At 72.8% G+C, this 26,319-nt stretch carries 23 protein-coding genes; 13 read left to right on the plus strand and 10 right to left on the minus strand.

Going from position 1 to position 26,319, the window contains the following annotated elements; all coding sequences use genetic code 11:
• Window positions 1-24 precede the first annotated feature (24 nt).
• Window positions 25-933, minus strand: a complete 909-nt coding sequence (ligD, locus tag AC060L_RS25555) for a non-homologous end-joining DNA ligase (protein ID WP_483801249.1) — start codon at window positions 931-933, stop codon at window positions 25-27.
• A gap of 123 nt (window positions 934-1,056) precedes the next feature.
• On the opposite strand from ligD, the gene AC060L_RS25560 reads away from it, so the two are divergent.
• Window positions 1,057-2,103: a PHP domain-containing protein gene (locus AC060L_RS25560; protein WP_483801250.1), complete on the plus strand. Its 1,047-nt coding sequence runs from the start codon at window positions 1,057-1,059 to the stop codon at window positions 2,101-2,103.
• 46 nt (window positions 2,104-2,149) lie between these two features.
• Here AC060L_RS25560 and AC060L_RS25565 read toward each other — a convergent pair whose 3' ends face one another.
• The gene (locus tag AC060L_RS25565; protein ID WP_483801251.1) at window positions 2,150-3,139 is read right to left on the minus strand and encodes a hypothetical protein; all 990 of its coding nucleotides are present in this window, start codon (window positions 3,137-3,139) and stop codon (window positions 2,150-2,152) included.
• Between the two features lie 548 nt (window positions 3,140-3,687).
• Between AC060L_RS25565 and AC060L_RS25570 the strand changes: the two genes are divergently transcribed.
• The 3 genes from AC060L_RS25570 (at window position 3,688) to AC060L_RS25580 (ending at window position 6,908) form a co-directional block, all read left to right on the plus strand.
• Window positions 3,688-4,899, plus strand: a complete 1,212-nt coding sequence (locus AC060L_RS25570; protein ID WP_483801252.1) for a saccharopine dehydrogenase family protein — start codon at window positions 3,688-3,690, stop codon at window positions 4,897-4,899.
• 177 nt (window positions 4,900-5,076) lie between these two features.
• Complete coding sequence (locus AC060L_RS25575) at window positions 5,077-5,490, plus strand: DUF4259 domain-containing protein (protein WP_483801253.1); 414 nt, start codon at window positions 5,077-5,079, stop codon at window positions 5,488-5,490.
• Window positions 5,491-5,528: 38 nt separating this feature from the next.
• A complete protein-coding gene (locus AC060L_RS25580; RefSeq protein WP_483801254.1) occupies window positions 5,529-6,908 on the plus strand; it encodes a hypothetical protein in 1,380 nt (459 codons plus the stop codon).
• A 106-nt stretch (window positions 6,909-7,014) separates the two neighbouring features.
• On the opposite strand, the gene AC060L_RS25585 is transcribed toward AC060L_RS25580, so the two are convergent.
• Together AC060L_RS25585 and AC060L_RS25590 are read right to left on the minus strand one after the other, a co-directional pair.
• A complete protein-coding gene (locus tag AC060L_RS25585) occupies window positions 7,015-7,383 on the minus strand; it encodes a YbjQ family protein (RefSeq protein ID WP_483801255.1) in 369 nt (122 codons plus the stop codon).
• Between the two features lie 60 nt (window positions 7,384-7,443).
• Window positions 7,444-8,280 (minus strand): putative protein N(5)-glutamine methyltransferase, encoded by an 837-nt coding sequence (locus tag AC060L_RS25590; protein WP_483801256.1) that lies wholly within the window; start codon window positions 8,278-8,280, stop codon window positions 7,444-7,446.
• Between the two features lie 473 nt (window positions 8,281-8,753).
• Between AC060L_RS25590 and AC060L_RS25595 the strand changes: the two genes are divergently transcribed.
• Window positions 8,754-9,503 (plus strand): class I SAM-dependent methyltransferase, encoded by a 750-nt coding sequence (locus tag AC060L_RS25595; protein WP_483801257.1) that lies wholly within the window; start codon window positions 8,754-8,756, stop codon window positions 9,501-9,503.
• Between the two features lie 41 nt (window positions 9,504-9,544).
• Here the strand turns inward: AC060L_RS25595 and AC060L_RS25600 are convergent, their stop codons facing one another.
• Window positions 9,545-10,150: a TetR/AcrR family transcriptional regulator gene (locus tag AC060L_RS25600; RefSeq protein ID WP_483801258.1), complete on the minus strand. Its 606-nt coding sequence runs from the start codon at window positions 10,148-10,150 to the stop codon at window positions 9,545-9,547.
• Window positions 10,151-10,367: 217 nt separating this feature from the next.
• Here AC060L_RS25600 and AC060L_RS25605 point away from each other — a divergent pair, with 217 nt between their 5' ends.
• On the plus strand, window positions 10,368-11,327 hold the full coding sequence (locus AC060L_RS25605; RefSeq protein ID WP_483801259.1) for an alpha/beta hydrolase family protein: 960 nt from the start codon (window positions 10,368-10,370) through the stop codon (window positions 11,325-11,327).
• Here AC060L_RS25605 and AC060L_RS25610 read toward each other — a convergent pair.
• The 5 genes from AC060L_RS25610 to AC060L_RS25630 form a co-directional block, all read right to left on the minus strand.
• Window positions 11,324-11,902, minus strand: a complete 579-nt coding sequence (locus AC060L_RS25610) for a GNAT family N-acetyltransferase (RefSeq protein WP_483801260.1) — start codon at window positions 11,900-11,902, stop codon at window positions 11,324-11,326. The two genes, AC060L_RS25605 and AC060L_RS25610, sit on opposite strands and share 4 nt — an antisense overlap.
• Complete coding sequence (locus AC060L_RS25615; RefSeq protein ID WP_483801261.1) at window positions 11,892-14,036, minus strand: penicillin acylase family protein; 2,145 nt, start codon at window positions 14,034-14,036, stop codon at window positions 11,892-11,894. The genes AC060L_RS25610 and AC060L_RS25615 overlap by 11 nt, the downstream gene beginning before the upstream one ends.
• On the minus strand, window positions 14,033-14,908 hold the full coding sequence (locus AC060L_RS25620) for an ABC transporter ATP-binding protein (RefSeq protein ID WP_483801262.1): 876 nt from the start codon (window positions 14,906-14,908) through the stop codon (window positions 14,033-14,035). The genes AC060L_RS25615 and AC060L_RS25620 overlap by 4 nt, the downstream gene beginning before the upstream one ends.
• 98 nt (window positions 14,909-15,006) lie before the next feature.
• The gene (locus AC060L_RS25625; RefSeq protein WP_483801263.1) at window positions 15,007-16,035 is read right to left on the minus strand and encodes a FecCD family ABC transporter permease; all 1,029 of its coding nucleotides are present in this window, start codon (window positions 16,033-16,035) and stop codon (window positions 15,007-15,009) included.
• Window positions 16,032-16,994: a FecCD family ABC transporter permease gene (locus AC060L_RS25630; RefSeq protein ID WP_483801282.1), complete on the minus strand. Its 963-nt coding sequence runs from the start codon at window positions 16,992-16,994 to the stop codon at window positions 16,032-16,034. The genes AC060L_RS25625 and AC060L_RS25630 overlap by 4 nt, the downstream gene beginning before the upstream one ends.
• Before the next feature lie 308 nt (window positions 16,995-17,302).
• Between AC060L_RS25630 and AC060L_RS25635 the strand changes: the two genes are divergently transcribed.
• From AC060L_RS25635 to AC060L_RS25665, 7 genes are all read left to right on the plus strand, one after another.
• On the plus strand, window positions 17,303-18,355 hold the full coding sequence (locus AC060L_RS25635; protein WP_483801264.1) for an ABC transporter substrate-binding protein: 1,053 nt from the start codon (window positions 17,303-17,305) through the stop codon (window positions 18,353-18,355).
• Window positions 18,352-19,266 carry a siderophore-interacting protein gene (locus AC060L_RS25640; RefSeq protein WP_483801265.1) on the plus strand — a complete coding sequence of 305 codons (915 nt, stop codon included), beginning with the start codon at window positions 18,352-18,354 and terminating at the stop codon, window positions 19,264-19,266. The genes AC060L_RS25635 and AC060L_RS25640 overlap by 4 nt, the downstream gene beginning before the upstream one ends.
• 128 nt (window positions 19,267-19,394) lie before the next feature.
• Window positions 19,395-20,969, plus strand: a complete 1,575-nt coding sequence (locus AC060L_RS25645; RefSeq protein WP_483801266.1) for a pyridoxal phosphate-dependent decarboxylase family protein — start codon at window positions 19,395-19,397, stop codon at window positions 20,967-20,969.
• Window positions 20,970-21,039: 70 nt separating this feature from the next.
• On the plus strand, window positions 21,040-22,338 hold the full coding sequence (locus AC060L_RS25650; RefSeq protein WP_483801267.1) for a lysine N(6)-hydroxylase/L-ornithine N(5)-oxygenase family protein: 1,299 nt from the start codon (window positions 21,040-21,042) through the stop codon (window positions 22,336-22,338).
• Window positions 22,335-22,928, plus strand: coding sequence for a GNAT family N-acetyltransferase (locus AC060L_RS25655; protein WP_483801268.1), 594 nt, complete (start codon window positions 22,335-22,337; stop codon window positions 22,926-22,928). Before AC060L_RS25650 ends, AC060L_RS25655 begins: the two co-directional genes overlap by 4 nt.
• A gap of 29 nt (window positions 22,929-22,957) precedes the next feature.
• The gene (locus tag AC060L_RS25660) at window positions 22,958-24,784 is read left to right on the plus strand and encodes an IucA/IucC family protein (RefSeq protein WP_483801283.1); all 1,827 of its coding nucleotides are present in this window, start codon (window positions 22,958-22,960) and stop codon (window positions 24,782-24,784) included.
• Window positions 24,781-26,268 carry an MFS transporter gene (locus tag AC060L_RS25665; RefSeq protein WP_483801269.1) on the plus strand — a complete coding sequence of 496 codons (1,488 nt, stop codon included), beginning with the start codon at window positions 24,781-24,783 and terminating at the stop codon, window positions 26,266-26,268. Before AC060L_RS25660 ends, AC060L_RS25665 begins: the two co-directional genes overlap by 4 nt.
• Window positions 26,269-26,319 lie beyond the last annotated feature (51 nt).

Raw genomic sequence — 26,319 nt, forward strand, 5'->3', positions numbered from 1 at the left:
GACGTGGCGGGGCCGGCCACCCGGCTATGGCAGCCGGCCCGCCGCCTCCGGATCGGTGAGCCCGGCCTGTGGGTCGCCGTCGGCGAGCAGCCGGGCGGGGACCTGGTCGGCGGTGAAGGCGAGCTGTTCGGGGCGCCGGCAGGCGGCGAGCTCGGCCCAGGTCAGCGGTGTCGAGACGGTCGGCTCCGGCCGGGCGCGCAGCGAGTACGCGGCCACCGTGGTCTTCGCGCTGTTGTTCTGCGACCAGTCGACGAAGACCCGGCCCGGCCGCAGCTGCTTGGCCATCTGGTCGACCACCAGCTCGGGCAGCGCCCGGCGCAGCCGCCGGGCCACCTCGCGCGCGTAGCCGGTGACCTGGTCGGCCGGTGTCTCGGTGAGCGGGACGGTCAGGTGCAGCCCCTTGCTGCCGGTCGTCTTCGGCCAGGCGCGCAGCCCGTCGGCGGCGAGCAGCTCGCGCGCGACCAGCGCGACCGCGCAGCATTCGACGACGCCCGCGCCGTCGCCCGGGTCCAGGTCGATGATCAGCCGGTCGTGGGTGAGCGCGTCCTCGCGCCACTGCGGGACGTGGAACTCCAGGCAGCCGAGGTTCACCGCCCAGAGCAGTGTGGACAGGTCGGCGACCACCACCTGCCGTAGTTCCTCCTGGCGCGGCATCCCGCGATGGTGGGTCACGTCCAGCCCCTGCACCCAGCTCGGTGCGCCCGGCGGCACCCGTTTGGCCCAGAACCGCTCGCCGTCCACACCCTCCGGCAGCCGCAGGAAACTGGCCGGGCGCCCGGCCAGCAGCGGCAGCAGGAACGGAGCGACCTGCGCGTAGTAGTGCAGCACGGCCGCCTTGGTGTGGCCGGTGTGCGGGTAGAGGACGCGGTCGAGGTGGGTCAGGCGTAGTCGGCGGCCGTCCACCTCGGTCACGGTGGCGCTCGGGTCGGGCATGCGTCGATGGTGGCAGCCGCGCCGGGCGGGGCGGGGGTGGCGCGGCTGCTCGGCGCGTCGGCCGGGCGGGCTCATGGCCGGGCGTCGATGATGGCGGGACTGCCGAGAGGGAAGGGAATGGTGATGGAGCCGATCGCCGCGCTGGAGCGGATCGCCTTCCTGCTGGAGCGCGAACAGGCCTCGACCTACCGGGTGCAGGCGTTCCGCAAGGCCGCGGCGGCGCTGCGGGAGCGGGAACGGGCGGGCGGCGAGCTGCCGCGGACCACGGCCGGCCTGGCCGCACTGCCCGGGCTCGGACCGGTCACCGCCGCTGTGGTGAGCCAGGCGCGCGAGGGCGCCGTGCCGGAGTACCTGGCCGAGCTGGAGGCCCGGGCGGCCGGCCCGCTGGTCGAGCTGGACCCGGCCGCCGCGGCGCTGCTGGCAGCCCTGCGCGGCGACTGTCATCTGCACTCCGACTGGTCGGACGGCGGCAGCCCGATCGAGGAAATGGCGCGCGCGGCAGTGGAGTTGGGGCATGACTGGGCGGTGCTCACCGACCACTCGCCGCGGCTCACCGTGGCACGCGGACTGAGTGCCGAGCGGCTGCGCGAACAGCTCGACGTGATCGCGGAGTTGAACCAGCGGCTGGCGCCGTTCCGGCTGCTCACCGGGATCGAGTGCGACATCCTGGAGGACGGTTCGCTCGACCAGGAGGACGAGCTGCTGGCCGAGTTGGACGTGGTGGTCGCCTCGGTGCACTCGAAGCTGCGGATGGCGGCGCGGCCGATGACCCGCCGACTGGTCAACGCGGTGCGCAATCCGCTGGTCGATGTGCTCGGCCACTGCACCGGCCGCCTGGTGGCCGCCGGTGACGGCCGGCGCGGCGGCGGCAAGGAGCGCCCCGAGTCGGAGTTCGACGCGGCCGAGGTCTTCGCGGCCTGCGCCGAGTACCGGACCGCGGTCGAGATCAACTCCCGCCCGGAGCGGCTGGATCCGCCGATGCGGTTGCTGCGCCAGGCCGAGCAGGCCGGCTGCCTGTTCGCGCTGGACACCGATGCGCACGCGCCGGGGCAGCTGAGTTGGCAGGAGTACGGCTGCGTGCGCGCGGCCCAGGCGGGGGTGCCGGCGGAGCGGGTGATCACGACCTGGGAGCTGGACCGACTGCTGGCGTGGACCGGCGCGCCGAACTGACCGTGCCGAGCTGACGCAACGTCAGCTTGGCGCGCCGGTCGGCGAGTCAGCCCGAGATCGCGCAGCCGCCGGCCGCGTTGCTCCAGGTCGGCTGCATGGCGAAGGAGCCGGTGGGCAGCGATACGGCGGCGAGGTTCTGCCAGGCGCAGAGGTCGCCGTCCTCCTCGCCGTCCGAGGCCACCCAGCCGCTGGACGGCTGCGGGTCGGTCATCGTCTCGGCGTACTCGTGGCCCTCGACGATGCTGAACCCGTCGAGCTGGCTCGACACCGAGCCCGCGCCGCAGCCGGAGCCGGCGTCGAGCACGTACGGCATGTTGGTGTACGAGACGTTGCCGTCGTAGTCGTGCCAGGCGCAGAAGCCGGAGTTGGGGAACCCGTCGGGCGAGGTGCCGCTCGGGCTCATCACGACGATCTGCACGTCCGGGCCGGAGACGCCGAAGTGCGCGGCGCCGGCGTCCGCCTCCGCGGCGATGTCGGCCTGGGCCGCCGAGCCGGGCGCGGCCGAGGAGTCGTCCACCCAGGTGCCGCCGAGCACGGGGCCGCCGAAGGACGGGCCGGAGCCGGAGTTGTCGGTGTACTGGGAGGTGACGGTGGACCAGGTGTCCTGCGAGGTGCCGAGGCCGTTGAACAGGTTGGTCTCGTACTGCTGGACGCCGTTGGAGTCGCTGTCCCACTGGTTACCCCAGAAGACCAGGTAGACCGACACCTGGTGCTGGACCGGGCCGCCGTTGTAGACGAGGTTTCCGGCGGCGGCCGGTGCGGTGCGGCTGGTGTGCGCGGTCCACTTGGCGCCCTTCGCGCCCTTCATCGGGACCACGCCGTGCCGGCCGTTGGTCTGCACGTGGACGAGCTTGCCGTGCGACATCACGGCGTGGTTCACGGCGCCGAGGTCGGCGGCGGCGGGGGCCGCGGTGCTGCTGGTGGCGGTGCCGACCAGGCCGGCCAGGGCCAGCGCGGCGACGGCGGCGGTGTTGCGCAGCCTCCAGGACCGGCCGCGGCCGGTGGTGGGGGTACGGTCTTCGCGCGAGTTGCGCATCCCGAGCTCCTTTTGGTGCTGTGGGGGGGCAAAAGCTATGTGTGTGGCGAAAGTGGTGTCGGGGCTGGTGTTGGGCGTGCACCGGAACCCGGCGGGCCGCAGCGCGGCGGTGCCGGGCACGGGTGAAGGTCATGGCGCGGCCGGGGAGCGCGGGCCCGGCGGTTGGGGGTGCCGGATCGGGCGCCGTCGGGGCCGCTTGACCGAGGCTCATCAAAGCGCATCGGGAGATTCTCAACAAGCTTTCAGGAAGCAACAGTTGGGAGATTTGACGAACCATTGACCAGGGCCGGCCAGTCGCTGGTCAGGGCCGGTGGCGAGGCCCAGTTCCGATCGAATCCACATCGCCCGAGGTCATGGCGGCCGGGTGATTGCTGGGAGCGGGCTGGGAGTGCGGCCGGGCGCACCGCCGCGCTCGGCTCGCGCGATGCGGCTCGCGGAGGTTCGGGACAGGTTCGGTCGGGCGCCGTGGAGGCTGCCGCGCCGCGTTGACACCGTGTCGGCCCGGTCCCTACCGTGGGCCGCCCGTCTACCGGCCAGTAGGGATCATCATGGACGCCGAGCGCCCGTACGACCTCGTCCTTTTCGGTGCCACCGGGTTCACCGGCCGGCTGACCGCCGAGTACCTCGCCCGCAACGCGCCGCCGAACTGCCGCTGGGCGCTGGCCGGTCGCAACCCCGAGAAGCTCGGGGCGCTGCGCGAGCAGCTCGCCTCCCGGCACCCGCAGCTGGCCGAGCTGCCGCTGCTCGCCGCCGACGCCGCCGACCGGGACGCGCTGCGCGCGGTCGCCGCCTCGGCCCGGGTCGTGGTCAGCACCGTCGGCCCGTACCTCCGGTACGGCGAGCCGCTGGTCGCCGCGTGCGCCGACGCCGGGACGGACTACCTGGACCTGACCGGCGAGCCCGAGTTCGTGGACCGGATGTACCTGCTGCACCACGAGCGCGCGGTGCGCAGCGGTGCCCGGCTGGTGCACTCCTGCGGCTTCGACTCGGTGCCGCACGACCTCGGCGTGCTCTTCACCGTCAACCGGCTGCCGGCCGGCACCCGGGGCGCCCCGGTCGAGGTGCGCGGCTTCGTCCGGGCCGGCGGCACGTTCTCCGGCGGCACCTTCGCCTCGGCGCTCGACGTGCTCGCCCGCCCGCGCGCCACCGCCGAGGCGGCCCGGGCCCGCCGGGCCGTCGAACCGCGCCCGGCCGGGCGCCGGATCAGCGGCGCGCCCGACCGCCCGCGCTGGTCGCGGCCCGCCCGTGCCTGGGCGCTGCCGCTGCCCACCATCGACCCGCAGGTGGTGGTCCGCTCGGCCGCCGCGCTGCCGGCCTACGGGCCCGACTTCCGCTACGGCCACCACGCCGCCGTAAAGCACCTGCCGGTCGCGCTGGCCGGCGCCGCCGGGATGGCGCTGCTGGCCGTCGCCGCCCAGCTCCCGGCGCTGCGCCGGCTGCTGGGGGCGCTGCGCAAGCCGGGGCAGGGGCCGAGCGCGCAGCGGCGGGCGAAGTCCTGGTTCACCGTCAGGTTCGTCGGCGAGAGCGGCGGCGCGCAGGTCTTCACCGAGGTCTCCGGCGGCGACCCGGGGTACGACGAGACGGCGAAGATGCTGGCCGAGTCGGCGCTCTGCCTGGCCTTCGACGAGCTGCCGGCGACGGCCGGGCAGGTGACGCCCGCGGCGGCGATGGGCACCGCGCTGATCGACCGGCTGACGGCCGCGGGGATGCGGTTCGCGGTGCTGGAGGTGCCGCCGGGCGCGGCGCCGGGGCGGGGGTGAGCCTGCGGGGCGTGGGTGTGGGGTGAGCGCGCGGGGGTGCGTGCGGGCGTGCGGAGGGCGGGGCGTCGGATGTGTCCGTTGCATCCGGCGCCCCGCCTCCGTTGTCAGTGGTGGTTGCGAGGATGCCCTTGCCGAATCGAAAATTTGATCGATTGCAAGGAAGTGGGGAGAGCAGCCATGGGCACCTGGGACATCGGCTCCTTCGACAACGACGCCGCCGCGGACTTCGCCGACCGGCTGGACGCGGCCGGGCCCGCCGTCGGGGAGCTCCTGGTCCGTGCGGCGTTGCGGGAGGTGGCGGCGGGTGTGGGCGCGTTCGCGGCCGTGACCGGGCAGACGGCGGTCGCCGCGGCCGCCCTGGTAGCCGCCCAGCGGCCCGGGGGCGAGCCGGTGGATCCGGAGTACGGGCCCAAGGCGGGGCTGCCCGCGCTCCCGGCCGAGTTGGACGGCCTGGCGGTGCGGGCGCTGGACCGGGTGGTCGGGGCCGAGTCGGAGCTGGCCGAGCTGTGGGCGGAGAGCGGCGAGGGTGCGCGCTGGCTGGCCAGGACCGCGCAGCTGCGGGCGGTGCTGGCGGGGCGGCTCGGCAACTGATCGGGGTGGGTGAGGGAGTGTCGGTGCGGTGAGGTAGCTTGGCTCCCAGTTTTGGCAAAGAAGAGGCAAAGAGGAGACGGATCATCAACACCGCGATAGGCCGTGCGGCGCGGGCCGCCCTGGTCGCCGCCACCGGGACCACCCTCATCGCCGCAGGCGTATCGGCCTGCGGCACCATCAAGGAGCTGACCGCCGCTCAGCAGGTGTCCGGTGCGTTCGGCAAGCTGACCTCGGGCAACGAGCTGTCGGCCACCCTCTCGCTGGACCTGACGCCCGACCAGCTGGTCGCGTACGGCAAGGCCACCGGCGAGAAGATCGAGCCGGAGAACGCGAACGCCGTGGCCGGACTCAGCCTGGCCGTCGGGTGGCACGCCGACAAGCCGCTGAAGGACCTGGAGAGCTTCCAGTTCAAGGCGGCTCCCGACCGGGCCAAGGCGGAGGCGGAGGCGAAGTCGCTGAGCAGCTCCGTGGCGCTGGCGGACCGCAGCGGCGCCTCGCTCGTCGAGCTGCGCCAGGTGGGGCAGACCGCCTACCTGCGGGCCGACGTCCCGGCGATCGCCAAGCTGGGCGGCCAGGACCCGGCGAAGGTCAAGCAGGAGCTGGACCAGCTGCCGGCCGATCTCGGTGCGCTCAAGGACGCGGTCGGCGGCAAGTGGGTCTCGATCGACCAGCAGACGCTGACCGACCTGGCCAAGCAGGGCTCCGGCGAGCAGACACCCGGTCAGGCGGCTGGTCAGACGCCCGGCGACGCGTCCGGTGCGAGCCCGTCCGCACTGCCCTCGCTCGCTCCGCAGGAGCTCAGCGACCTCGGCCGCGGGCTCCGTGACGCTTTTTCGAACAACGTCCACTTCGAGGACAAGGGCAAGGCCGACGGCGGCGAGCACATCGTCGCCACCGTCTCGTCCCGCAACCTTGCGGAGAGTGCGCTGAAGGCGATCGCCCCGCTGCGCGACAAGATCGGCAAGGCGGGCGGCAAGCTGCCCGACTCCGCGAGCGACGTGCCGGACAAGAACATCGCGGTGGACCTGTCGATCAAGGGCGGGGTGATCGACTCGATCAGGATCGACCTCGCGCAGTTCGACGAGAAGGCGACCGCCGACGTCCACCTGCCGCTGAAGCTGAGCTTCCGGCAGAGCGCGCCGACCGCCCAGGTGCCGGCCGGCGCGAGCGCGCTGGACGGCAAGGCCCTGAAGGACACCTTCAGCCGGCTGGCCGCTCGGGGGGCCCAGGCCGACGCGGGCGGCGGCTTCGGCAGCGGTCTGACCGGGGACAAGTTCCCCGCGACTCCGGCGCCGCCGCTGACCCCGGCCCAGGTCCAGGACCTGGTGGCGAAGACCGGCGAGAGCGCGGACAGCATCACCGGGCTGAACAAGCTGGGTCTGGGATACGACCAGATCCTCGCGATGGGCGGGCAGTAGCCGCGAGGCGGCCCCGAAGCGGCCCCACACCCCGGAGTCGGGGAGTGGGGCCACTTCGGGGCCGACTGTGCGCGTCAGCCTGTCGGCTTGCGGGTCCTGCGGTCCGTCAGTCGACGGGCTTGATCACTGCGGCCGTCCCGTACGCGCACACCTCGGTGCCGACCCCGGCCGCGTCGCTGACGTCGAAGCGCATCATCAGGATCGCGTTCGCGCCCCGCGCCTTGGCCTGCTCGACCAGCCGGTCCATCGCCTGGTTGCGGCTCTCCACCAGGGTCTTGGTCAGCCCGCGCAGCTCGCCGCCGGCCAGTGACTTGAAGCCCGCGCCGATCTGGCTGCCGATGTTGCGCGATCGGACGGTCAGGCCGAAGACCTCGCCGATCACCTTCTCGATCCGGTAGCCCGGAATGTCGTTGGTCGTCACCACCAGCACGTCGGGAGTGTGCTGGCCGCCGCTGTAGTCGTCAATGTTCGCCATGTCGTGCATTGTCACCCGATTGACGCCGCATCACGTACGAGACGCGCAATCGAACGTGTCCTACGCGCGGTCGCGGATGCCGATGACGACGGTGGCCTCCCAGTCCTCCTCGACGGCCACCTGCGCGCTCAGCCCGCCCCCGGTGACGGCCCGGACCGCCGCGTCGGCCTGGCGTTCGGTGGTCTCGAAGAGCAGCAGGCCGCCGGGCGCCAGCCAGTGCGCGGCCTCGGCCGTCACCCGGCGCAGCACATCGAGCCCGTCCGCGCCGCCGTCCAGCGCGACCCGGGCCTCGTGCTCGCGGGCCTCGGCGGGCAGCAACTGGACGTCCTCGGTGGGAACGTACGGCACGTTGGCGAGCAACACGTCGATCCGGCCGCGCAGTTCGGCGGGCAGCGGGTCGTACAGGTCGCCCTGGTACGCGTGTCCGCCGGCCGGCGCGACGTTGCGGCGGGCGTACTCCACCGCGAGCGGGTCGATGTCGGCGGCGTGCAGCTCGACCCGGCCGAGCATCGAGGCGAGCGCCGCGCCCAACGCGCCGGAGCCGCAGCAGAGATCGACCACGACAGTGGGCGCGTCGGGACGGGCCGGGCCGGCGCCTGTGGTGCCCGCGCCGTGGCGGGCGAGTGCGGCCGCCTGCTGGACGAGGAACTCAGTGCGGCGGCGCGGCACGAAGACCCCGGCGCCGACCGCGATCCGCAGGCCGCAGAACTCGGCCCAGCCGAGGACGTGTTCGAGCGGCAGGCCGGCAACTCGGCGTTCCACCATGCTGGCGAGCTCGGCGGGCGTGTTCGCGGTGGAGATGATCAGCCGCGCCTCGTCCTCGGCGAAGACGCAGCCGGCGGCGCGCAGCCGGCGGGTGAGGGTGGAGCGGAGCCGGGCGGAGGAGAAGATCGACAAGGGGAGAGCCTTTCGGGAAGCTTCCGGGGCTCCCTCGACCGTCCGCTCACTGCCGAGCAGGATTCCGAGGACCTGGGTCCGGACCTGAGCCCGGACGTGGACCTAGAACGCGCGGCGGTGCGGAGGGAGCACCCGATCTGACACAGCGCTGATCGGTCTCACCTCCTTCGTTCCGGATCCACTGTCGGACCCGCCTGTTGCGACCCGGCGACAGTACCAGAAGGCCGAGCGCGGGAGAGGCGCGGTCATTCCCGCGAGAAACCCGCCCGCGCGCGCCGCAGAAACCGCCCGTGGCGGGCCGCGCCGGGGGTGCGGACACTTTTTCGCCCGGGGTGCCGGGTCCGTTGCCAGGGGTCGGCCGGGGAGGCGTCCGTGCGCCCGTCCACGGCTTTTCGGATCCCCCGGCGCGGGCCGCCGAGCTGGGCCGATGCGCTGGTTCGGCCTAGCATCTCCCCATCACCGAGGGGGACTTGATGGATCGCACCGTGCGCACGATCGAAGATGTGCTGGAGCTGCTGGACGGCCTGTTCACACCGGAGGCACGGCGCTGGTCCGCCGATGCTCGGGCGGTGACGTGGTGGGACGGCTTCTACACCGATCGGGACCGGCCGGTCCCGTTCTTCGTGTCGAAGCCGGACGAGAGCCTGGTCGACTACCTCGACCGCGGCCTGATCACGCCGGGCCGGGCGCTCGACCTCGGCTGCGGCCCGGGCCGCAATGCCGTGTACCTGGCCGGCCTCGGCTTCGAGGTGGACGCCGTGGACCTCTCCCCGACGGCCATCGCCTGGGCGCGGGAGCGGGCCAGGGAGGCCGGAGCCCGGGTCCGGTTCCACTGCGGCGACGCGTTCGCGCCCGGCGGCGCCGTGCCGGCCGGACCGTACGACCTGATCTACGACTCGGGCTGCTTCCACCACCTGCCGCCGCACCGCCGGATCAGCTACCGCGCGCTGCTCGACCGCGCGCTCGCACCCGGCGGGCACTTGGCACTCAGCTGCTTCGCCGCCGGTGCGATGGGCTCCGAGCTCTCCGACGCGGACTTCTACCGCGACGCCGGCCTGCACGGCGGCCTGGCCTACACGCCGGAGTCGCTGCGCTGGATCTTCGCCGACCTGACCGAGGTCGAGCTGCGCCGGATGCGTGACGAGGCGCCCGACTCGCCGTGCTTCGGCGAGCCGTTCCTCTGGGCGGCGCTGTTCCGCCGGGCGGGGGCTGCGGCGCGGTGACGGCGGAGGGGGACGGGGGACGGCGGACGGGGGATGAGGGGTCAGGCCGGCGGGGCTGACGGCGGTTGCCGCAGGCCCTGGAGGAGCAGAGCCACCAGTCGGCGGGGGTCGTAGCGGGGGTCGCTGTCGCGGCCGATGCACAGGTTGCCGATGCCGCGCATCAGCTCGTAGGCCTGGGTGCCGGGCCGGATCTCGCCGGCGTCGGCCGCCGCGTCGAGCAGCTGCGCGCAGACGGGCACCAGGCGGTCGAGGAAGTAGCTGTGCAGGGCGTCGAAGCCGCTGCTGTCCGACTGCATCGCGTTGGCGAGTCCGTGCTTCGTAACGAGGAAGTCGACGAAGAGGTCCGTCCACTGGCGCAGGGCGGCGAGCGGGGATTCGGCAGCGGCCAGCAGGACCGGGCCGGCCTCCGCGCAGGCCTCGACCTGGTGGCGGTAGACGGCGACGACGAGATCCGCCCGCGTCGGGAAGTGGCGGTAGATCGTCCCCATCCCGACGCCCGCCTTGGCGGCGATCTCACGGATCGGTGCGTCGATGCCGGAGGAGACGAACACCTCGGCGGCGGCGGCGAGCAGCGTCTGCTGGTTGCGCTGCGCGTCGGCCCGCTTGCTGCGGGCCGGTACCTCTCCGGACTGGCCTGTGGTGGGCACCGCTGGCTCCTCTCGATGGCCGTCGACAAAGCGGAACAGCGCTCCGTATATTAATCGGAACGATGCTCCGCTTCAGCGTAGCCGAGATCGCAGCCGATGCCGTAGTCGTGGCCGTAGGTATGGCCCGTGCCTACTTCGGTACCGGCGGTCCTGCGTACCTCGCCCGCTGCCGCCCGATCGAGGCCGGCAGCAGAGGCCATTGAAGGGAAAACGCACCATGAGTGAATCGACGTACCCGGCCGACATCCTCGGCTCGCCCGTCCCCGTCCTCTCGGTCAGTCCGGTCGTGCTGCCGGCACCCGGTCGGGCCGTGGACCTGGAGGTGCGCGTCTCCGCGCCCGTGACCGGTGGGGAGCTGCCGGTCATCCTGCTCTCGCACGGGCAGGGCTACTCCAACCACCTGTCCTCGCTGAACGGTTACGCCCCCCTTGCCAACTACTGGGCGGCGCACGGCTTCGTCGTGATCCAGCCCACCCACCTGAGCTCCAGGACGCTGGACCTGGACCCCAACACCCCTGGGGCGCCGCTGTTCTGGCGATCGCGGGCCGAGGACATGACGCTCGTCCTCGACCGGCTCGACGCGATCGAGGCCGCGGTGCCGCAACTCCTCGGGCGCCTGGACCGGAGCAGGGTCGCCGTGGCCGGGCACTCGATGGGTGGGCACACCGCGAGCCTGCTGCTGGGTGCCCGGCTCACCGATCCGCAGGACGGCACCGAGGTCGACCTGATCGAGCCGCGGATCAAGGCGGGCGTGCTGCTGGCCGCGCCCGGCAGGGGCGGCGATGCCATCACGGAGTCCGTGGCGGAGAGCCTTCCGTTCCTGCTGACCACGGACTTCTCCACGATGACGACGCCCGCACTCGTGGTCGCCGGTGACCAGGACGCCTCCACCCACCTGACGGTTCGGGGCCCGGACTGGCATGCCGATCCGTACCACCTCGCCCCGGGCCCCAAGTCCCTGCTGACGCTGTTCGGTGCGGAGCACGGCCTCGGCGGCGTCTCCGGCTACGACGTCGCCGAGACCACGGACGAGAACCTCGACCGGGTGTCGGTGATCCAGCGGCTCACCGCGGCCTACCTGCGCAGCGAGCTCTACCCCGGGGATTCCGCGTGGCAGACGGCCTGTGACGCGCTGACGGCCGGGCCGGACCCGCTCGGACGGGTCGAGTCCCGCTAGCGCATGTCGTAGGCCGGGCGGGGGAGGAAGACGAGCTGCGCGTGCTTCTCCGCCAGCTCCACCTGGGGACCGAGTACGAAGCCGCTGCGCAGCAGCCGGGATATCGACTTCTCGTTGCGCGTGTCGGGCTCGGCCACCAGGCGCCGGACGGTCGGGTCGGCCAGGGCGAAGTCGAGGAAGACCGAGACCAGCCGTTCGGTGTGGCCGGGGAGCCGGGGGCCGTCGGCGGGGGCGATCAGCAGGTGGATGCCGAGGTCGCCCGGCTGGACGGGGTAGTGCTCGCCGAGCGGGTCGTGCTCGGGCTGGTAGGTCTGGAAGAGCGCCGCCGGCACGCCGTCGCGCAGCGTGAGGTAGGCGTGGTGGGTGGTCAGCGAGTCGACGAACTCGTAGATCTCCTGGACCCGTTCGCGGCTGTGGCCGATCATGCCCCAGAATCGGGCGCGCTCCTCGTTGACCCAGCCGTGCACTGCCTCGGCGTCGCCGGCCGGGTCGAGTGGGCGGATCAGGACGGTGCCGAAGCCCGGGACGTCCCGCGTGTGGGTGCGGCCGGTGGGGGTGGGCTGGTCAGTGGTCATCGGTGTCCTTGCCGGGGGTCGGCTCGAGCCTGGTCCAGTCGGTGATCACCGGCACCAGGGTTCCGCACAGCCAGTGCGGAAGTTGGTCATGGTGGTGCGGGGTGCCGGGGACGCCGTCGGCGCCGAACGGGACGATCCAGCGGCTGTCCTCGCGCCGGGCCAGGTCCCAGACGTAGCGGGCGGCCGAGGCGCGGGCGCTGAGGTCGGTGATGCCGGGGACGCACGAGGTGGCGAGCACGCAGTCGTGGTCGCCGGCCAGGGTGGGGCCGGGTGTCGGGTCGGTGGCGGGCAGTGCCTGCCAGTGGGCGAGGCGGTGGGTCTCGCCCCAGGTCGGACTGTTGTCGGGAGGTCCTTCGGCGGCCGGTTCCTCGATGGCCAGCTCCTCGATGGCGCTGCGCAGCAGTGCCGCCGGTTGCACGCCCGGCAGCAGGCCGTTGCGCGGCAGGTCGCCGTCCAGCAGGTACTCCAGGGCGAAGCCGATCCGTGCGGTGAGCGAGAGCCAGGGCGCGAAGAGTGCGGGACGGCCGGAGGGCTCGGCCAGGCCGGCCAGTGCCGGCTCGGCCGCGAACCGGCGCACCAGTGCGGAGCGCAGTGCGGCGTAGCGGCCGGCGGCCACCGAGTCGGCGGCCATCCGCCGATCCCAGCCGAGCAGTTGCGTGCGCAGCCGGTCGGCCGCCGGGCTCAGCCCGGTCAGCCCGGCCAGCAGGTCGAGCAGGGGCCCGGCGGAGGCGAGGTGGGTGTCGGTGTGCACGGCGGCCATCTGGTCGCCCTGCCAGCTACTGGTGCCGGCCAGCAGCTCCGCGATCCGATCGGCGCGGTGCGGGGCGGAGAACTCGACGCCCAGCGGTGCGGCCAGGCCGCGCTGGTTGGCCATCACGGCGTAGCCGGTGACCTCGGCGCGCGGCAGCGGGGCGTACCAGCCGTGCCAGTCGTGGCCGGCCTCCCAACCGGGCACCGGCAGCAGCCGGTTGCGCGGGTCGCGCAGCGGCACGGCGCCGGCCACCCGGTGCAGCAGGCCGCCCGCTGTGTCGGCGGCCTGGACCACGTTGACCGGCTCGACCCACTGGTCCATCGCCCGGTCGACGTCGGCCACGGTCCGCGCCCGCAGCAGTGCGGGGAGCGCGGCGAACCCCAACTCCGCACGGACCCTGGGCGGGTAGCGCAGGCTCATCGCTCCACCGGAGCCGTCCGAATCAGAGGCGTCGTCAGGGCCGCCGATCACGACCGGTCCACGGTCGGTCTCGACCACCTCGATGGTGACCGGTTCGCCCCCGGCCACCTCGATGGTCTCGGTGTGCGCGGCGGCCGGGCGCCAGCCGTCGGGGCCGAGCGCCTCGACGCCGCCGCCTGCGGTGCGCCGCAACCGCTCGTGGTAGAGGTCCTGGTAGTCGGCCATGGCGTTGGTGATCGCCCAGGCGACGTCTCCGGTGTGGCCGAAGTGGGCCAGGCCGGGGACGCCGGGTACGGCCAGCCCGACCACGTCGAACTCGGGGCAGGCCAGGTGGACTTGCTGATAGATCCCGGGGTCCTCGATGAACCGGTGCGGGTCGCCGGCGATCAGCGCGGCACCGCTCGCGGTGCGCTCGGGGGCGATCAGCCAGCCGTTGCTGCCGGAGGCGGGCAGGCCGCTGGTGGTGAACAGACCGTCGGTGGCGAACAGGCCGATCGACCGCTCGCCGAGCACCTGCGCCACCCGCTCGCGCCACAGCTTGCTCGGGAAGCCGGCGAAGAGGATGTGGTGGGAGAGCCACAGGGCCAGCGGTGTCCACGGCTCCCAGCGGCCGACGGTCAGGCCGGTGGCGGCGAACTCCGGTGCTCGGTGGGCGTGTTCGCGCAGCCCGTCATTGACGCCGGTGACGTAGCCGCGGACCCAGGCGGCGGTGGAGTCGTCCAGCCGGGCGAAGCAGTGGCGGGCGGTGTCGGCGAGCCGGGCCTGCCGGGCGAAGCGGTCCCAGTCGAGGCTGTCGGGGCCGAGGAACGCGGCCGAGCTGCCCTGGGCCCGGTGCCGCTCCACCTCCAGCTGCCAGGCCCGGTCGGTGGCGGCGTTGTGGCCCTGGGCGTAGGCGAGCTCCAGCGGGTCGCCGGCCCGCAGGTGCGGGATGCCCCAGTCGTCACGGAAGACGTCGATGCTCATGCGCGGCTCGCTTCGGCGGCGGGTCGGTCTGCGGCGGGACGGTCGGTGGCGGCGGGTCGGTCGGAGCTTGGGGCGGCGCGCCGCCGGGCGGCGGGCACGACCAGCGGTGTGCCGCTCTCCGGGTCCTCGATCACCCGGCAGGGCAGCCGGAAGACCTCGTGCACCAGCTCGGCCGTGACGACCTCGCCCGGCGCCCCGGCCGCGACCACCCGCCCGCCGCGCATCGCGATCAAGTGGGTGGCGTAGCGGGCTGCCTGGTTGAGGTCGTGCAGCACGGCGACCAGCGTCCGGCCCTGCTCCTCGTGCAGCCTGGCGCACAGGTCGAGGACCTCGATCTGGTGCGCGATGTCCAGGAACGTGGTCGGTTCGTCCAGCAGCAGCAGCGGCGTCTGCTGGGCCAGTGCCATCGCGATCCAGACCCGCTGGCGCTGACCGCCGGAGAGCTCGTCGACCATCCGCTCGGCGAGGTCGGTGACGCCGGTGGCCGCCATCGACTCGCCGACCACGCGCTCGTCCTGTTCGGACCACTGGCGCAGCAGGCCCTGGTGCGGGTAGCGGCCACGGGCCACCAGCTCGGCGACCGTGATGCCGTCCGGAGCGAGCGGCGACTGCGGCAGCAGGCCCAGCGTGCGGGCCACCTGCTTGGCGGGCAGGCCGGCGATGTCCTGACCGTCCAGCAGCACGGTGCCGGCCGCCGGTTTCAGCGTGCGCGACAGTGCGCGCAGCAGGGTCGACTTGCCGCAGGCGTTGGGGCCGACGATCACCGTGAAGGACCGGTCCGGGATGGCGACGGTGAGCTCCTCGGCGATCGTGCGCCGCTCGTACGCGAGGGTGAGCCCGCTGCCGGCCAGTCGTGATCCGTCCTGCGCCATGCTTGCCTCTCCGGTGTGCCGCGGTCGTTGCCGCGTGGGCTGGTGGTGGGTGGGTTGTTGCTGTGTGGGTCGGCGCTGCGTGGATCGGTGCGGCCTGGTCATATCCGCCCGGCCCGCCGCTCACCGGCCAGCAGCCGGATCAGGTAGCCGCCGCCGAGCACGCCGGTCACCACGCCGACCGGCAGCTGATGGCCGCTGATCAGCCGTTGCGCCGCCCAGTCGGCGGTGACCAGCAGGGCCGCTCCGGTGCACATCGAGGCGAGCAGGTTGGGGCCGGGGGCCCGGGTGAGCCGTCTGGCCAGCTGAGGCGCGGTCAGGGCGACGAAGGAGACCGGCCCGGCGGCGGCCGCGGCCAGCGAGGAGAGCAGCACGGCTGCCGCCAGCAGTCCCAGCCGCAGCGGCTCGACCCGGATGCCGAGCCCGGCCGCGGTGTCATCGCCCAGCTCCAGCATCCGCAGCGCCCTCCCGCAGCCCACCAGGACAAGCGGGCCCAGCACCGCGAGCGCGACGACCAGCGGCATCGCGTCGCCCCAGCCCCGGCCGTCCAGGCTGCCGGTCAGCCAGAGCACCGCGCGAGCGGCGTCCATCAGCCGGGTGCGGGTCAGCAGGTAGCCGTTGACGCCGGTGAGGATCGCGGCGGTGCCGATGCCGATCATCACCAGCCGGCCGCTGTGCAGGCCACCGCGCCAGGCCAGCGCGCAGACGGCGGCGCCGGTCACCACCCCGCCGACCACCGCGCCGCAGGCCAGCGCGAGGCTGCTGCCGCCGGCCACCACGACGAGCAGCGCCCCGGCCGCCGCGCCCTGGGTGAAGCCGAGCACGTCGGGGCTGCCGAGCGGGTTGCGCACCAGCGACTGGAAGAGCGCGCCGGACAGTGCCAGCGCGGCGCCGACCAGCAGCGCGGTGACCACGCGCGGCAGCCGCAGCTCGTTGACGATGAAGTCGTCGGCGGGGGAGCCGCTGCCGGCCAGCGTGCGCAGCACCTCCGCCGGGCTGATCGGATAGTCGCCGCTGCCCAGGCTGAGGACGCCGACCAGCAGTGCCAGCAGTGCCAGGGCGCTGCCGGCGGCCAGCGCGCGCGGCCGGTAGCGCAGCGAGAGGCCGCGCCCGAAGCGGAGCGTGTTCATATCCGGGCAGCCTTTCCGCGCCGGGCGTAGTAGAGGAAGAACGGGCCGCCCAGGACGGCGGTCACGACGCCGACCTGGAGCTCGCCCGGGCGGCCGAGCACCCGGCCCAGCACGTCCGAGCCGAGCAGCAGCACCGGCGCGAGCACGGCGCAGTACGGCAGCAGCCAGCGCAGGTCCGGGCCGGTCAGCGCGCGCACCAGATGAGGGACCATCAGGCCGACGAAGACGATCGGCCCGCAGGCGGCGGTGGCCGCGCCGCAGAGCAGGGTGACCGCCAGGATGGCCGCGCCGCGCACCAGTTCGGGGCGGGCGCCGAGGGCCCGGGCGGTGTCGTCGCCGAGCGCGAGCGTGTTCAGCGGCCGTGCCAGCGCGAGTGCCAGCAGCAGGCCGCAGCCGATGAACGGGAGCACCTTGAGCACGGTGTCGGGCCGGGCGTCGGCGAGCGAGCCGACCGTCCAGAAGCGCATCTTCTCCAGCGAGTTGCTGTCCAGCAGCATCACGGCGCTGACGTAGGAGTAGAGCGTGGCGTTGAGCGCCGAGCCGGCCAGCGCCAGCCGGGCCGGGGTGGCGCCGCGTCCGCCGCCGATCACGTAGACCAGCACCGAGACGATCGCGGTGCCGGCCAGCGCGAACCAGACGTAGCCGTCGAAGGTGGCCACGCCCAGCAGCGAGACGGCGGTGACCACGGCGGCCGAGGCGCCCGCGTTGATCCCGAGCAGGCCGGGGTCGGCCAGCGGATTGCGGGTCAGTGCCTGCATGACGCCGCCGGCCAGGCCGAGTGCGGTGCCGACCAGCAGGCCGAGCAGGGTTCGCGGCAGGCGCATCTGATGCACCACCGGGTAGTTCGGTGACCCGTGGTCGAGCAGCCCGTGCCAGACCTCGCCCGGCGACATCGCGCGGGCGCCGAGGCCGATGCTCAGCGCGAGGACGGCCAGCAGGACGAGCACCGAGGCCAGCAGTCCGCCGGCGCGAAGCGCGGTGCGGTGCGGCGGACTGCCGGTCGGCCGGCCCGCTGAACGGCTGCGTGGACGGCCCGGAAAACGGCCCGCTGAACGGTCGTCCGGCGCCCCCGGGAGGGCGTCGGAGCCGCCCGATCCGCTGGGACAAGAGCCTTGGGCCGGAGGGGAGTTGGTGACAGACACGGGTGGACTCCGAGGCTGGTGAGAAGAACTGAGCGACCCTCTGGACAACAACTTAGGTTAGGTTAACCTATCCCAGCCGGGGCCACCCCGCCCCGCCCTTCGGCTCCCGTGAGAAAGACATCGGCATGCACCCCAGAACCGCCAGCCAGCTCTCCCGTCGCGGCCTGCTCGTCGCAACCGGCGCCACCGCCCTCGGTGCCGTGCTGACCGCCTGCGGAAGCGGTGGTGGTTCCACGAGTGGAACGGCCGCGACCGCCGGTGCCGGCGCCGCGAAGAAGGGCCCGTGGTCCTTCACCGACGACCAGCCCAAGCAGCTGACCGCGCCGAGCACCCCCTCGCGCATCGTCGCCTTCACCGGTACCGCGGCCGCCCTGGTCGACTTCGGTCTCGACCGGCAGATCGTCGGCGTCTTCGGTGAGACCAAGACGGCGGACGGCAAGGCCGATCCGCAGGCCGGCGACCTGAACGTCGACAAGGTGACGATCATCGGCAACGCCTACGGCGAGTTCGACATCGAGAAGTACGCGGCGCTGCGGCCGGATCTGCTGGTGACGCACATGTACGACCCCGGGGCCTTCTGGTACGTCCCGGACGAGAGCAAGGACAAGATCCTCCAGGTCAACCCGAACGTCGCGGCGATGACCGTGGCCCGGGTGCCGATGACGCAGCCGATCGAGCACTACGCCAAGCTGGCCGAGTCGCTCGGCGCCGACCTGGGCGCCAAGAAGGTCACCGATGCCAAGGCCCGCTTCGAGGCCGCCGCCGAGAGCGTGCGGCAGGCCGCGAAGGCGGCCGGTGGCATCAAGGTGCTGGCGGGCTCCGGGAGTGCGGACCTGTTCTACGTCTCCAACCCGCAGATCAGCACCGACCTGATGTACTTCGCTCAGCTCGGCGTCGAGTTCGTGGTGCCGGCCAAGCTGGACACTGGCGGCTACTACGAGAGCCTGAGCTGGGAGAACGCCGACAAGTACCCGGCCGACCTGATCCTGCTGGACAACCGCAACACCGCGCTGCAGCCCAAGGACCTGGCCGCCAAGCCCGCCTGGAGCCGGCTGCCCGCGGTGAAGGCCAGTCAGGTCACGCCGTGGAGCTCGGTGCCGCGCTTCTCGTACGCCGGCGCCGCGCCGCTGCTGGAGGGCCTGGCCAAGGCCATCCAGACTGCCAAGAAGGTCAGTTGACCAGCCCGGTGTCCGGGGCGGACACCATCTACGGCGGGCAGTACCGCTTCTACCAGGCACGGGTGCTGCGCAGCCGCCGACTCGGCCCGACGCTGACCCGGATCACCTTCGGTGGCGAGCAGTTGGTGTGCTTCGCCTCCGGCGGCCGGGATCAGAGCTTCTCGCTCTTCCTGCCACACCCCGGACAGTCCGCCCCGGTCCTCCCCATCGGGGCGGGTGAGGACTGGTTCGGGCAGTGGCGCTCGCTGGCGCCCGAGCAGCGCGCGGTCATGCGCTCGTACACCATCCGGGCACAGCGCCCTGAACTCGGTGAAGTGGACGTGGACTTCGCGCTGCACGGGACCGGCCCCGGCGACCCGCCGGGCGCCGCCGGGCCGGCCTCCCGGTGGGCCGCGCAGGTCGCGCCCGGCGATCGGGTGGTGCTGCTGGGTCCCGCGGTGGCGGACAACCGCAGCGTCGGCTTCCGGCCGCCACCGGAGGCCGACTGGGTGCTGATCGCGGCGGACGAGACCGCGCTGCCGGCGGTCGGTGGGATCCTCGAATGGCTGCCGGCCACCGCCAGGGTGAAGGCCTGGATCGAGGTCCCGCACCCGCAGGACATCCAGGATCTCGCCTGCGCCGGCGAGCTGGACGTCACCTGGCTGATCCGCGACAGCGACAGCGACAGCGGCAGCGACGCCAGCAGTGCGCTGGTCGCGGCCGTGCGGTCCGCGCGGCTGCCCGACGGCGCGCCGTACGCCTGGATCGCCGGGGAGTCCGGCATGGTCAGGGCGCTGCGCCGGCACCTGGTCGGCGAGCGCGGTTTCGACCGCAAGTCCGTTGAGTTCTCCGGCTACTGGCGCCGCGGCGCATCGGAGGAGCAGCTGCGGGTGGAGCGCTCGGAACAGTCGGCTCAGACCGCTGTCGCGTAACACCCAGCACCAGGCGAAGGCCCGTTCCAGTCAGGGACGGGCCTTCGCTTTTTCCAAAAAAATTAGGATAGGCTAACCTAAGTTTCTCCCCCCTTCCTCCCCTGCCCGCGAACCGCCGAGGACTGCCAATGAGCTTCCAGGGAAACACCGTTGAGGCCCCGTCGGCCCGCACCGATGCGGCTGCGGAAGGTGCGCGCCGCCACTTGTTCAATGACCGCACGCTGGCCGAGTATCGCAGCGCGCTGGCCGGCGGCATCGACCGGGTGGCCGACCGGATCTCGCGCACCGAGCGGCCGTTCAGTGGCATATCGCCGCAGCAGCTGGCCCCCGAGATATCCGGCATCGACCTGGATCGCCCGCTCGGCAGTCCCGCCGCCGCGCTGGACGAGCTGGACGACGTCTACCTGCGCGACGCGGTCTACTTCCACCATCCGCGCTATCTGGCCCACCTCAACTGCCCCGTGGTGATTCCGGCGCTGCTCGGCGAAGCCGTCCTCACCGCCGTCAACTCCTCGCTGGACACCTGGGACCAGAGTGCGGGTGGCACGCTGATCGAGCGCCGCCTGATCGACTGGACCGCCGGCCGGATCGGCTTCGGTGTGGACGCCGACGGCATCTTCACCAGCGGTGGCAGCCAGTCGAACTTCCAGGCGCTGCTGCTGGCCCGCGAGGAGGCGCTCGCCACCGCCGCCGGCGCCGCCACCACCGACGCCCAGCCTCCGGCCGGCCGGGCCGAGTTGCTGCCCAGGCTGCGCATCATCGCCTCCGCCGCCGGCCACTTCAGCGTCCAGAAGTCCGCCAAGATGCTGGGCCTGGCCCCGGATGCCGTGATCACCATCGAGTGCGACCGGAATCGCCGGATGCGGCCGGAGGTGCTGGAGCGCGAGCTGGCCCGCTGCCGGCGCGAGGGCCTGCCGGTGATCGCCGTGGTCGCCACCGCCGGCACCACGGATTTCGGCACCATCGACCCGCTCCCGGCGATCGCCGACCTCTGCGAGCACAGCGGCGTCTGGCTGCACGTGGACGCGGCCTACGGCTGCGGGCTGCTGGTCTCGCCGACCCGCCGGCACCTGCTGGCGGGCATCGAGCGCGCCCGCTCGGTGACCGTCGACTACCACAAGTCCTTCTTCCAGCCGGTGAGTTCCAGCGCCCTGGTGGTCGCCGACGGCGCCCTGCTGCGGCATGCGACGTACTATGCCGACTACCTCAACCCGGCCCGGATGGCCGAGCAGCGGATCCCCAACCAGGTCGACAAGTCCATCCAGACCACCCGTCGTTTCGATGCCCTCAAGCTCTGGCTGACGCTGCGCATCATGGGCGCGGACGCCGTCGGCTCGCTCTTCGACGAGGTGATCGACCGCGCCGCCGCCGCGTACGAACTGCTCATCGCTGACCCGCGGTTCGAGGTGGTGACCCGGTCCCAGCTGTCCACCGTGGTCTTCCGCTACCTCCCGCCCGCCGGCCCGGAGCGTGAACTGGCCGATGGTGCCAACCTGTACGCCCGCGAGGCGCTGGCCGCCTCCGGTGAGGCCGTGGTGGCCGGTACCAAGGTCGACGGCCGGCACTACCTCAAGTTCACCCTGCTCAACCCGGAGACCAAGCTGGCGGACATCGCCCAGGTGCTCGACCTGCTGGCCGGGCACGCGCAGCGCCACCTCGCCGAGCACGCGGCCGGTGCCGAGCTGTGCCGCGCGGCCGGCTGATCCTCGCCGGCTGACCGCTGCCTTCCCCTTCCCTTCCTCTTCCGCCATGCCCCCTGCCTCGGAGACCCGTATGTCCACGTCCACCCACGACTTCATCGCGATCGGGCTGGGCCCGTACAACCTAGGGCTCGCCTGCCTGACCGCTCCGATCGAGGAGCTCGACGGCCTGTTCCTGGAGAGCAGGCCGGAGTTCGACTGGCATCCGGGGATGCTGCTGGACTTCGCGACGCTGCAGACTCCGTTCATGGCCGACCTGGTCACGTTGGCCGACCCGACCTCGCCGTACTCGTTCCTGAGCTACCTCAAGGAGCGCGGCCGGCTCTACCCGTTCTACATCCGCGAGATGTTCTACCCGGTGCGCTCGGAGTACAACGAGTACTGCCGCTGGGCCGCCGGCAAGCTCTCCTCCGTCCGCTTCGGTCACCAGGTCTCGCTGGTCGAGTACGACGAGGCCGACGGCCTCTACACCGTCACCTCGCAGGTCGGCGACGAGACCGTCCGGCACCGGGCCCGGCACCTGGTGCTCGGCACCGGAACGCCGCCGCACCTGCCCGCGGCCTGCCAGGGCCTGGGCGGCGACCTGGTGCACAACTCCCGCTACCTGGAGGCGAAGAGCGCGCTCCAGGCGAAGCGGAGCATCACCGTGGTCGGCAGCGGCCAGAGCGCCGCGGAGATCTACTACGACCTGCTGGCCGAGACCGATGTGCACGGCTACCGGCTCAACTGGGTCACCCGCTCGCCGCGGTTCTTCCCGCTGGAGTACACCAAGCTCACGCTGGAGATGACCTCGCCGGAGTACGTGGACTACTTCCACGCGCTGCCCGAGGAGACCCGCTACCGCCTGGAGAGCGAGCAGAAGGGCCTGTTCAAGGGCATCGACGCCGACCTGATCAACAGCATCTACGACCTGCTCTACCAGAAGAGCGTGACCGGCCCGGTGCCCACCCGGCTCTTCACCAACACCGCGCTCAGCACCGCCTCCTGGGACGAGGCCGCGGGCGGCTACACGCTCGGCCTGCACCACACCGAGCAGCAGCGGGACTTCGCGCTCAGTACCGAGGGCCTGGTGCTCGCCACCGGCTACCGCTACCGCACCCCCGAGTTCCTGGCGCCGGTGCACGACCGGATCCGCTGGGACGGACACGGCCGGTTCGACGTGGCGCGCAACTACAGCATCGACACCACCGGGCGCGGGATCTTCCTGCAGAACGGCGGCACCCACACCCACAGCCTCACCTCCCCCGACCTCGGGATGGGCCCGTACCGCAACTCGTGGATCATCCGCGAGCTGACCGGCCGCGAGGTCTACCCGATCGAGAAGAGCATCGCCTTCCAGGAGTTCGGCGCGCCCGAGGGAGTCGTCGGATGACCGCGCACCGCCTGGGCGGCGACACCGTCCTGTTCTCCCGCACCGACCCGCGTCTGGGCCGGTTCGCCGTCCGCCCGCTGGACCTCGCCGCCGATGCCGAACTGCTGCACGGTTGGGTCACCCACCCCAAGGCGCCGTTCTGGATGATGCAGGGGCTGAGCGTGGCCGAGGTCGTGGCGGAGTACCAGAAGATCGTCGAACACCCCCACCATGACGCCTACATCGGCCTCTTCGAAGGCAGGCCGGCGTTCCTGGTGGAGCGCTACGACCCGGCGCATGTCGAACTGGTCGGCCTCTACCGGCCCGAGCCGGGCGACGTCGGCATGCACTTCCTGTGCGCCCCGACCGACACCCCCGTGCACGGCTTCACCCGCGCGGTGATCACCACCGTGATGGCCTTCGTGCTCGACGACCCGGCCGCCCGCCGGGTGGTGGTCGAGCCCGACCTGCGCAACGCCGCCGTGCACGCGCTCAACGCAGCCGTCGGCTTTGAAGCGGCCGGCCCGATCAGCAAGCCCGAGAAGGAGGCGCTGCTCAGCTTCTGCACCCGCGAGCAGTTCGCCGCCGCCACCCGAGGAGCAACCGCGTGAGCCGCGCCCACCTGAACCCTGTCGCCGACCTGAACCCTGTCGCCCATCTGAAGCCCGGCACCTGGGCCGTGGCCAACCGGCTGCTGATCCGCAAGGCGCTCGCCGAGTTCAGCCACGAGCGGCTGCTCGCACCGGAGCCGATCGGCGCCGGCCGCTACGCGGTGCGCAGCGACGACGGTTCGGTGGAGTACCGCTTCGCCGCCCGGCTGCTTGCGCTCGACCACTGGCAGATCCCCGCCGACTCGATCACCCGGCACCGCGACGAGCAGGAACTGCCGCTGGACGCAGTCGACTTCTGCATCGAGCTGCGCGGCACCCTGGGCCTGTCCGACCAGGTGCTGCCGGTCTACCTGGAGGAGATCGGCTCCACCCTGGCCGGCACCGCGTACAAGCTGGAGAAGCCGGCCGTCAGTGCTGCCGAGCTCGCCGGCGCCGACTTCCAGGCCATCGAGACCGGGATGACCGAGGGGCACCCCGGGTTCGTCGCCAACAACGGCCGGATCGGCTTCGGCGGCGACGAGTTCCACCGCTACGCGCCGGAGGCGGCCAGCCCCGTGCACCTGGTCTGGCTGGCCGCGCAGCGCGCCCACTCCACCTTCAGCTCCTGCGCCGACATCGACTACGAACGCCTGATGGAGCAGGAGTTGAGCCCGGCCGAGCGGGAGCGGTTCGCGGCCGTGCTGACCGGGCAGGGCCTCGACCCGGCCGCGTACCACCTCTTCCCGGTGCACCCCTGGCAGTGGTTCAACAAGCTCTCGGTGACCTTCGCCGGCGAACTCGCCACCCAGCGGCTGGTCTTCCTCGGCGAGGGTGAGGACGCCTACCTCGCCCAGCAGTCGATCCGGACCTTCTTCAACACCAGTGATCCGACCAGGCACTACGTCAAGACCGCCATCTCGGTGCTCAACATGGGCTTCATGCGAGGACTTTCGGCCGCCTACATGGAGGCCACCCCGGCCATCAACGACTGGCTGGCCACGCTGATCGCCGAGGACGCGGTGCTGAGCGGAACCGGCCTGTCGATCATCCGCGAGCACGCCGCGATCGGCTACCGGCACCGGCAGTACGAGGCGGCCACCGACCGCTACTCGCCCTACCGCAAGATGCTGGCCGCACTCTGGCGGGAGAGCCCGGTGCCCGCGCTGGAGCCCGGCCGGCGGCTGGCCACGATGGCCTCGCTGCTGCACACCGACCGGGCGGGCGACTCGCTGGCGGCCGCGCTGATCGAGCGCTCGGGCCTGACGCCCACCGCCTGGCTGCGCCGCTACCTGGACGCCTACCTGACCCCGCTGCTGCACAGCTTCTACGCCTACGACCTGGCCTTCATGCCGCACGGCGAGAACGTCATCCTGGTGCTGGACGAGTCCGGCACGGTCGAGCGGGCGATCTTCAAGGACATCGCCGAGGAGATCGTGGTGATGGACCCGTTCGCGGCCCTGCCGCCCGAGGTCCAGCGGATCCGGGCCGAGGTCCCCGACCGGATGAAGCCGCTGTCGATCTTCACCGATGTCTTCGACTGCTTCTTCCGCTACCTGGCCGCCACCCTGGACGAGGCGGGCACGCTCAACGAGCGGGACTTCTGGCGCACGGTGGCCGACTGCGTCACCGACTACCAGCGGCAGGTGCCGCAACTGGCGGAGAAGTTCGCGCAGTTCGACCTGTTCGTCGCGAGCTTCCCGCTCTCCTGCCTGAACCGGCTCCAGCTGCGCGACAACCGGCAGATGGTCGACCTGGCCGACCCGGTGGGCGCGCTCCAGCTGGTCGGCGACCTGGCCAACCCGCTCGCGCCGTTCGCGCCGCAGGCCGCACAGGCCGCACAGGCCGCACAGCCGGCGCAGACGCCGATGGCCCGGTGACGGCGCTCGACACCGGGCAGGCCCGGGCAGCGGTGGTGGCCGACGGCCGCCACCGCGCCCGCTGGACGATCCTCGCGGTGGTCTGCCTGGTCCAGCTCGCCGTGGTGCTCGACAACACCGTGCTGAACGTGGCGATCCCCTCGCTCAGCCGCTCGCTGCACGCCGACACCGCCGACGTGCAGTGGATGGTGAACGCCTACTCGCTGGTGCAGGCCGGTCTGCTGCTCGCGGCCGGCGCTGCCGCCGACCGGTACGGCCGTCGCCGCCTGCTGCTGGCCGGCCTCGCGGTCTTCGGCCTCGGCTCGCTCGCCGCCGGACTCGCCCACTCCACCGGCCAGTTGATCGCGGCCCGGGCCGGCATGGGACTGGGCGGTGCGCTGCTGGCCACCAGCACCCTGGCCGTGGTGATGCAGGTCTTCGACGCCGCCGAACGCTCCCGGGCGATCGGGGCGTGGGCCGCGGTGAGCGCGCTCGGCTTCGCGGCCGGCCCGCCGATCGGGGGTCTGCTGCTGGCGCACTTCTGGTGGGGCGCGCTGTTCCTGGTCAACCTGCCGGTGGTGCTGATCGCGCTGGTGGCCGTCCGGGCCCTGGTCCCGGAGTCGAAGGACCCGGGGGAGGGCCGCCCCGACCTGCTCGGCGCGGCGCTGTCCACGATCGGGATGGCCGCGCTGGTCTACGCGATCACGGCCGGCCCCGAGCACGGTTGGGGCTCGTCCGCCGTACTGCTCCCGGCCGGCCTGGGCGGCGCCCTGCTCGCCGCCTTCGCGTCCTGGGAGCACCGGATCCGGCACCCGATGCTGGACCTGGCGTTCTTCCGCGACCGGCGCTTCGTCGGCGCGGTCACCGGCGTGCTCCTGATCACCTTCGGCAGCACCGGCGTGCTCTTCCTGCTCACCCAGCAGCTGCAGTTCGTCCGGGGGTACGGCCCGCTGGAGGCCGGCCTGCGGATGGTCCCGTTCGCACTCAGCGTCGTGCTGCTGAACTTCACCGGCCTGGCCGCCCGGGCGTTGGCCCGGCTCGGCCGCCCGACGGCCATCGCGACCGGCATGGGCCTGCTGGCGGCCGGGTTCGGTGTCATCGCCGTCTGCGCGGCGGGCGGCTACGGCCCGCTGCTGCTCGGCCTGCTGTTGATGGGCAGCGGTTGCGCGCTGGCGAACCCGGCGATCGTGGACGCGGTGCTCAGCTCGATCCCGCCCGAGAAGGCCGGGGCGGGGGCCGGCCTGGACGGCGCGATGGCCGAGCTCGGCTCCAGCCTCGGCGTCGCGGTCCTGGGCGCGGTGCTCAGCGCTCGGTTCACCGGACTGACCGGCACGGCCTCGCTCCCACACGCGCTGGCCCAGGCTTCGACCGGATCGGCCCGGGCCGGTGCGTTGAGCGCCTACGGCCGGGCCATCGAGGCCGCCCAACTCACCGGCGCCGCGGCCGTCCTGGCCGGCGGGCTGATCGCCGCGGTGCTGCTCAGCCGGGCCGACCGGCAGGCGTGATCCCGGCGCGCGACCGCCTGGCGGTCCGGCGCACCGGGATCACGGGGATCA

The organism is Kitasatospora sp. NEAU-69 (assembly GCF_057158765.1).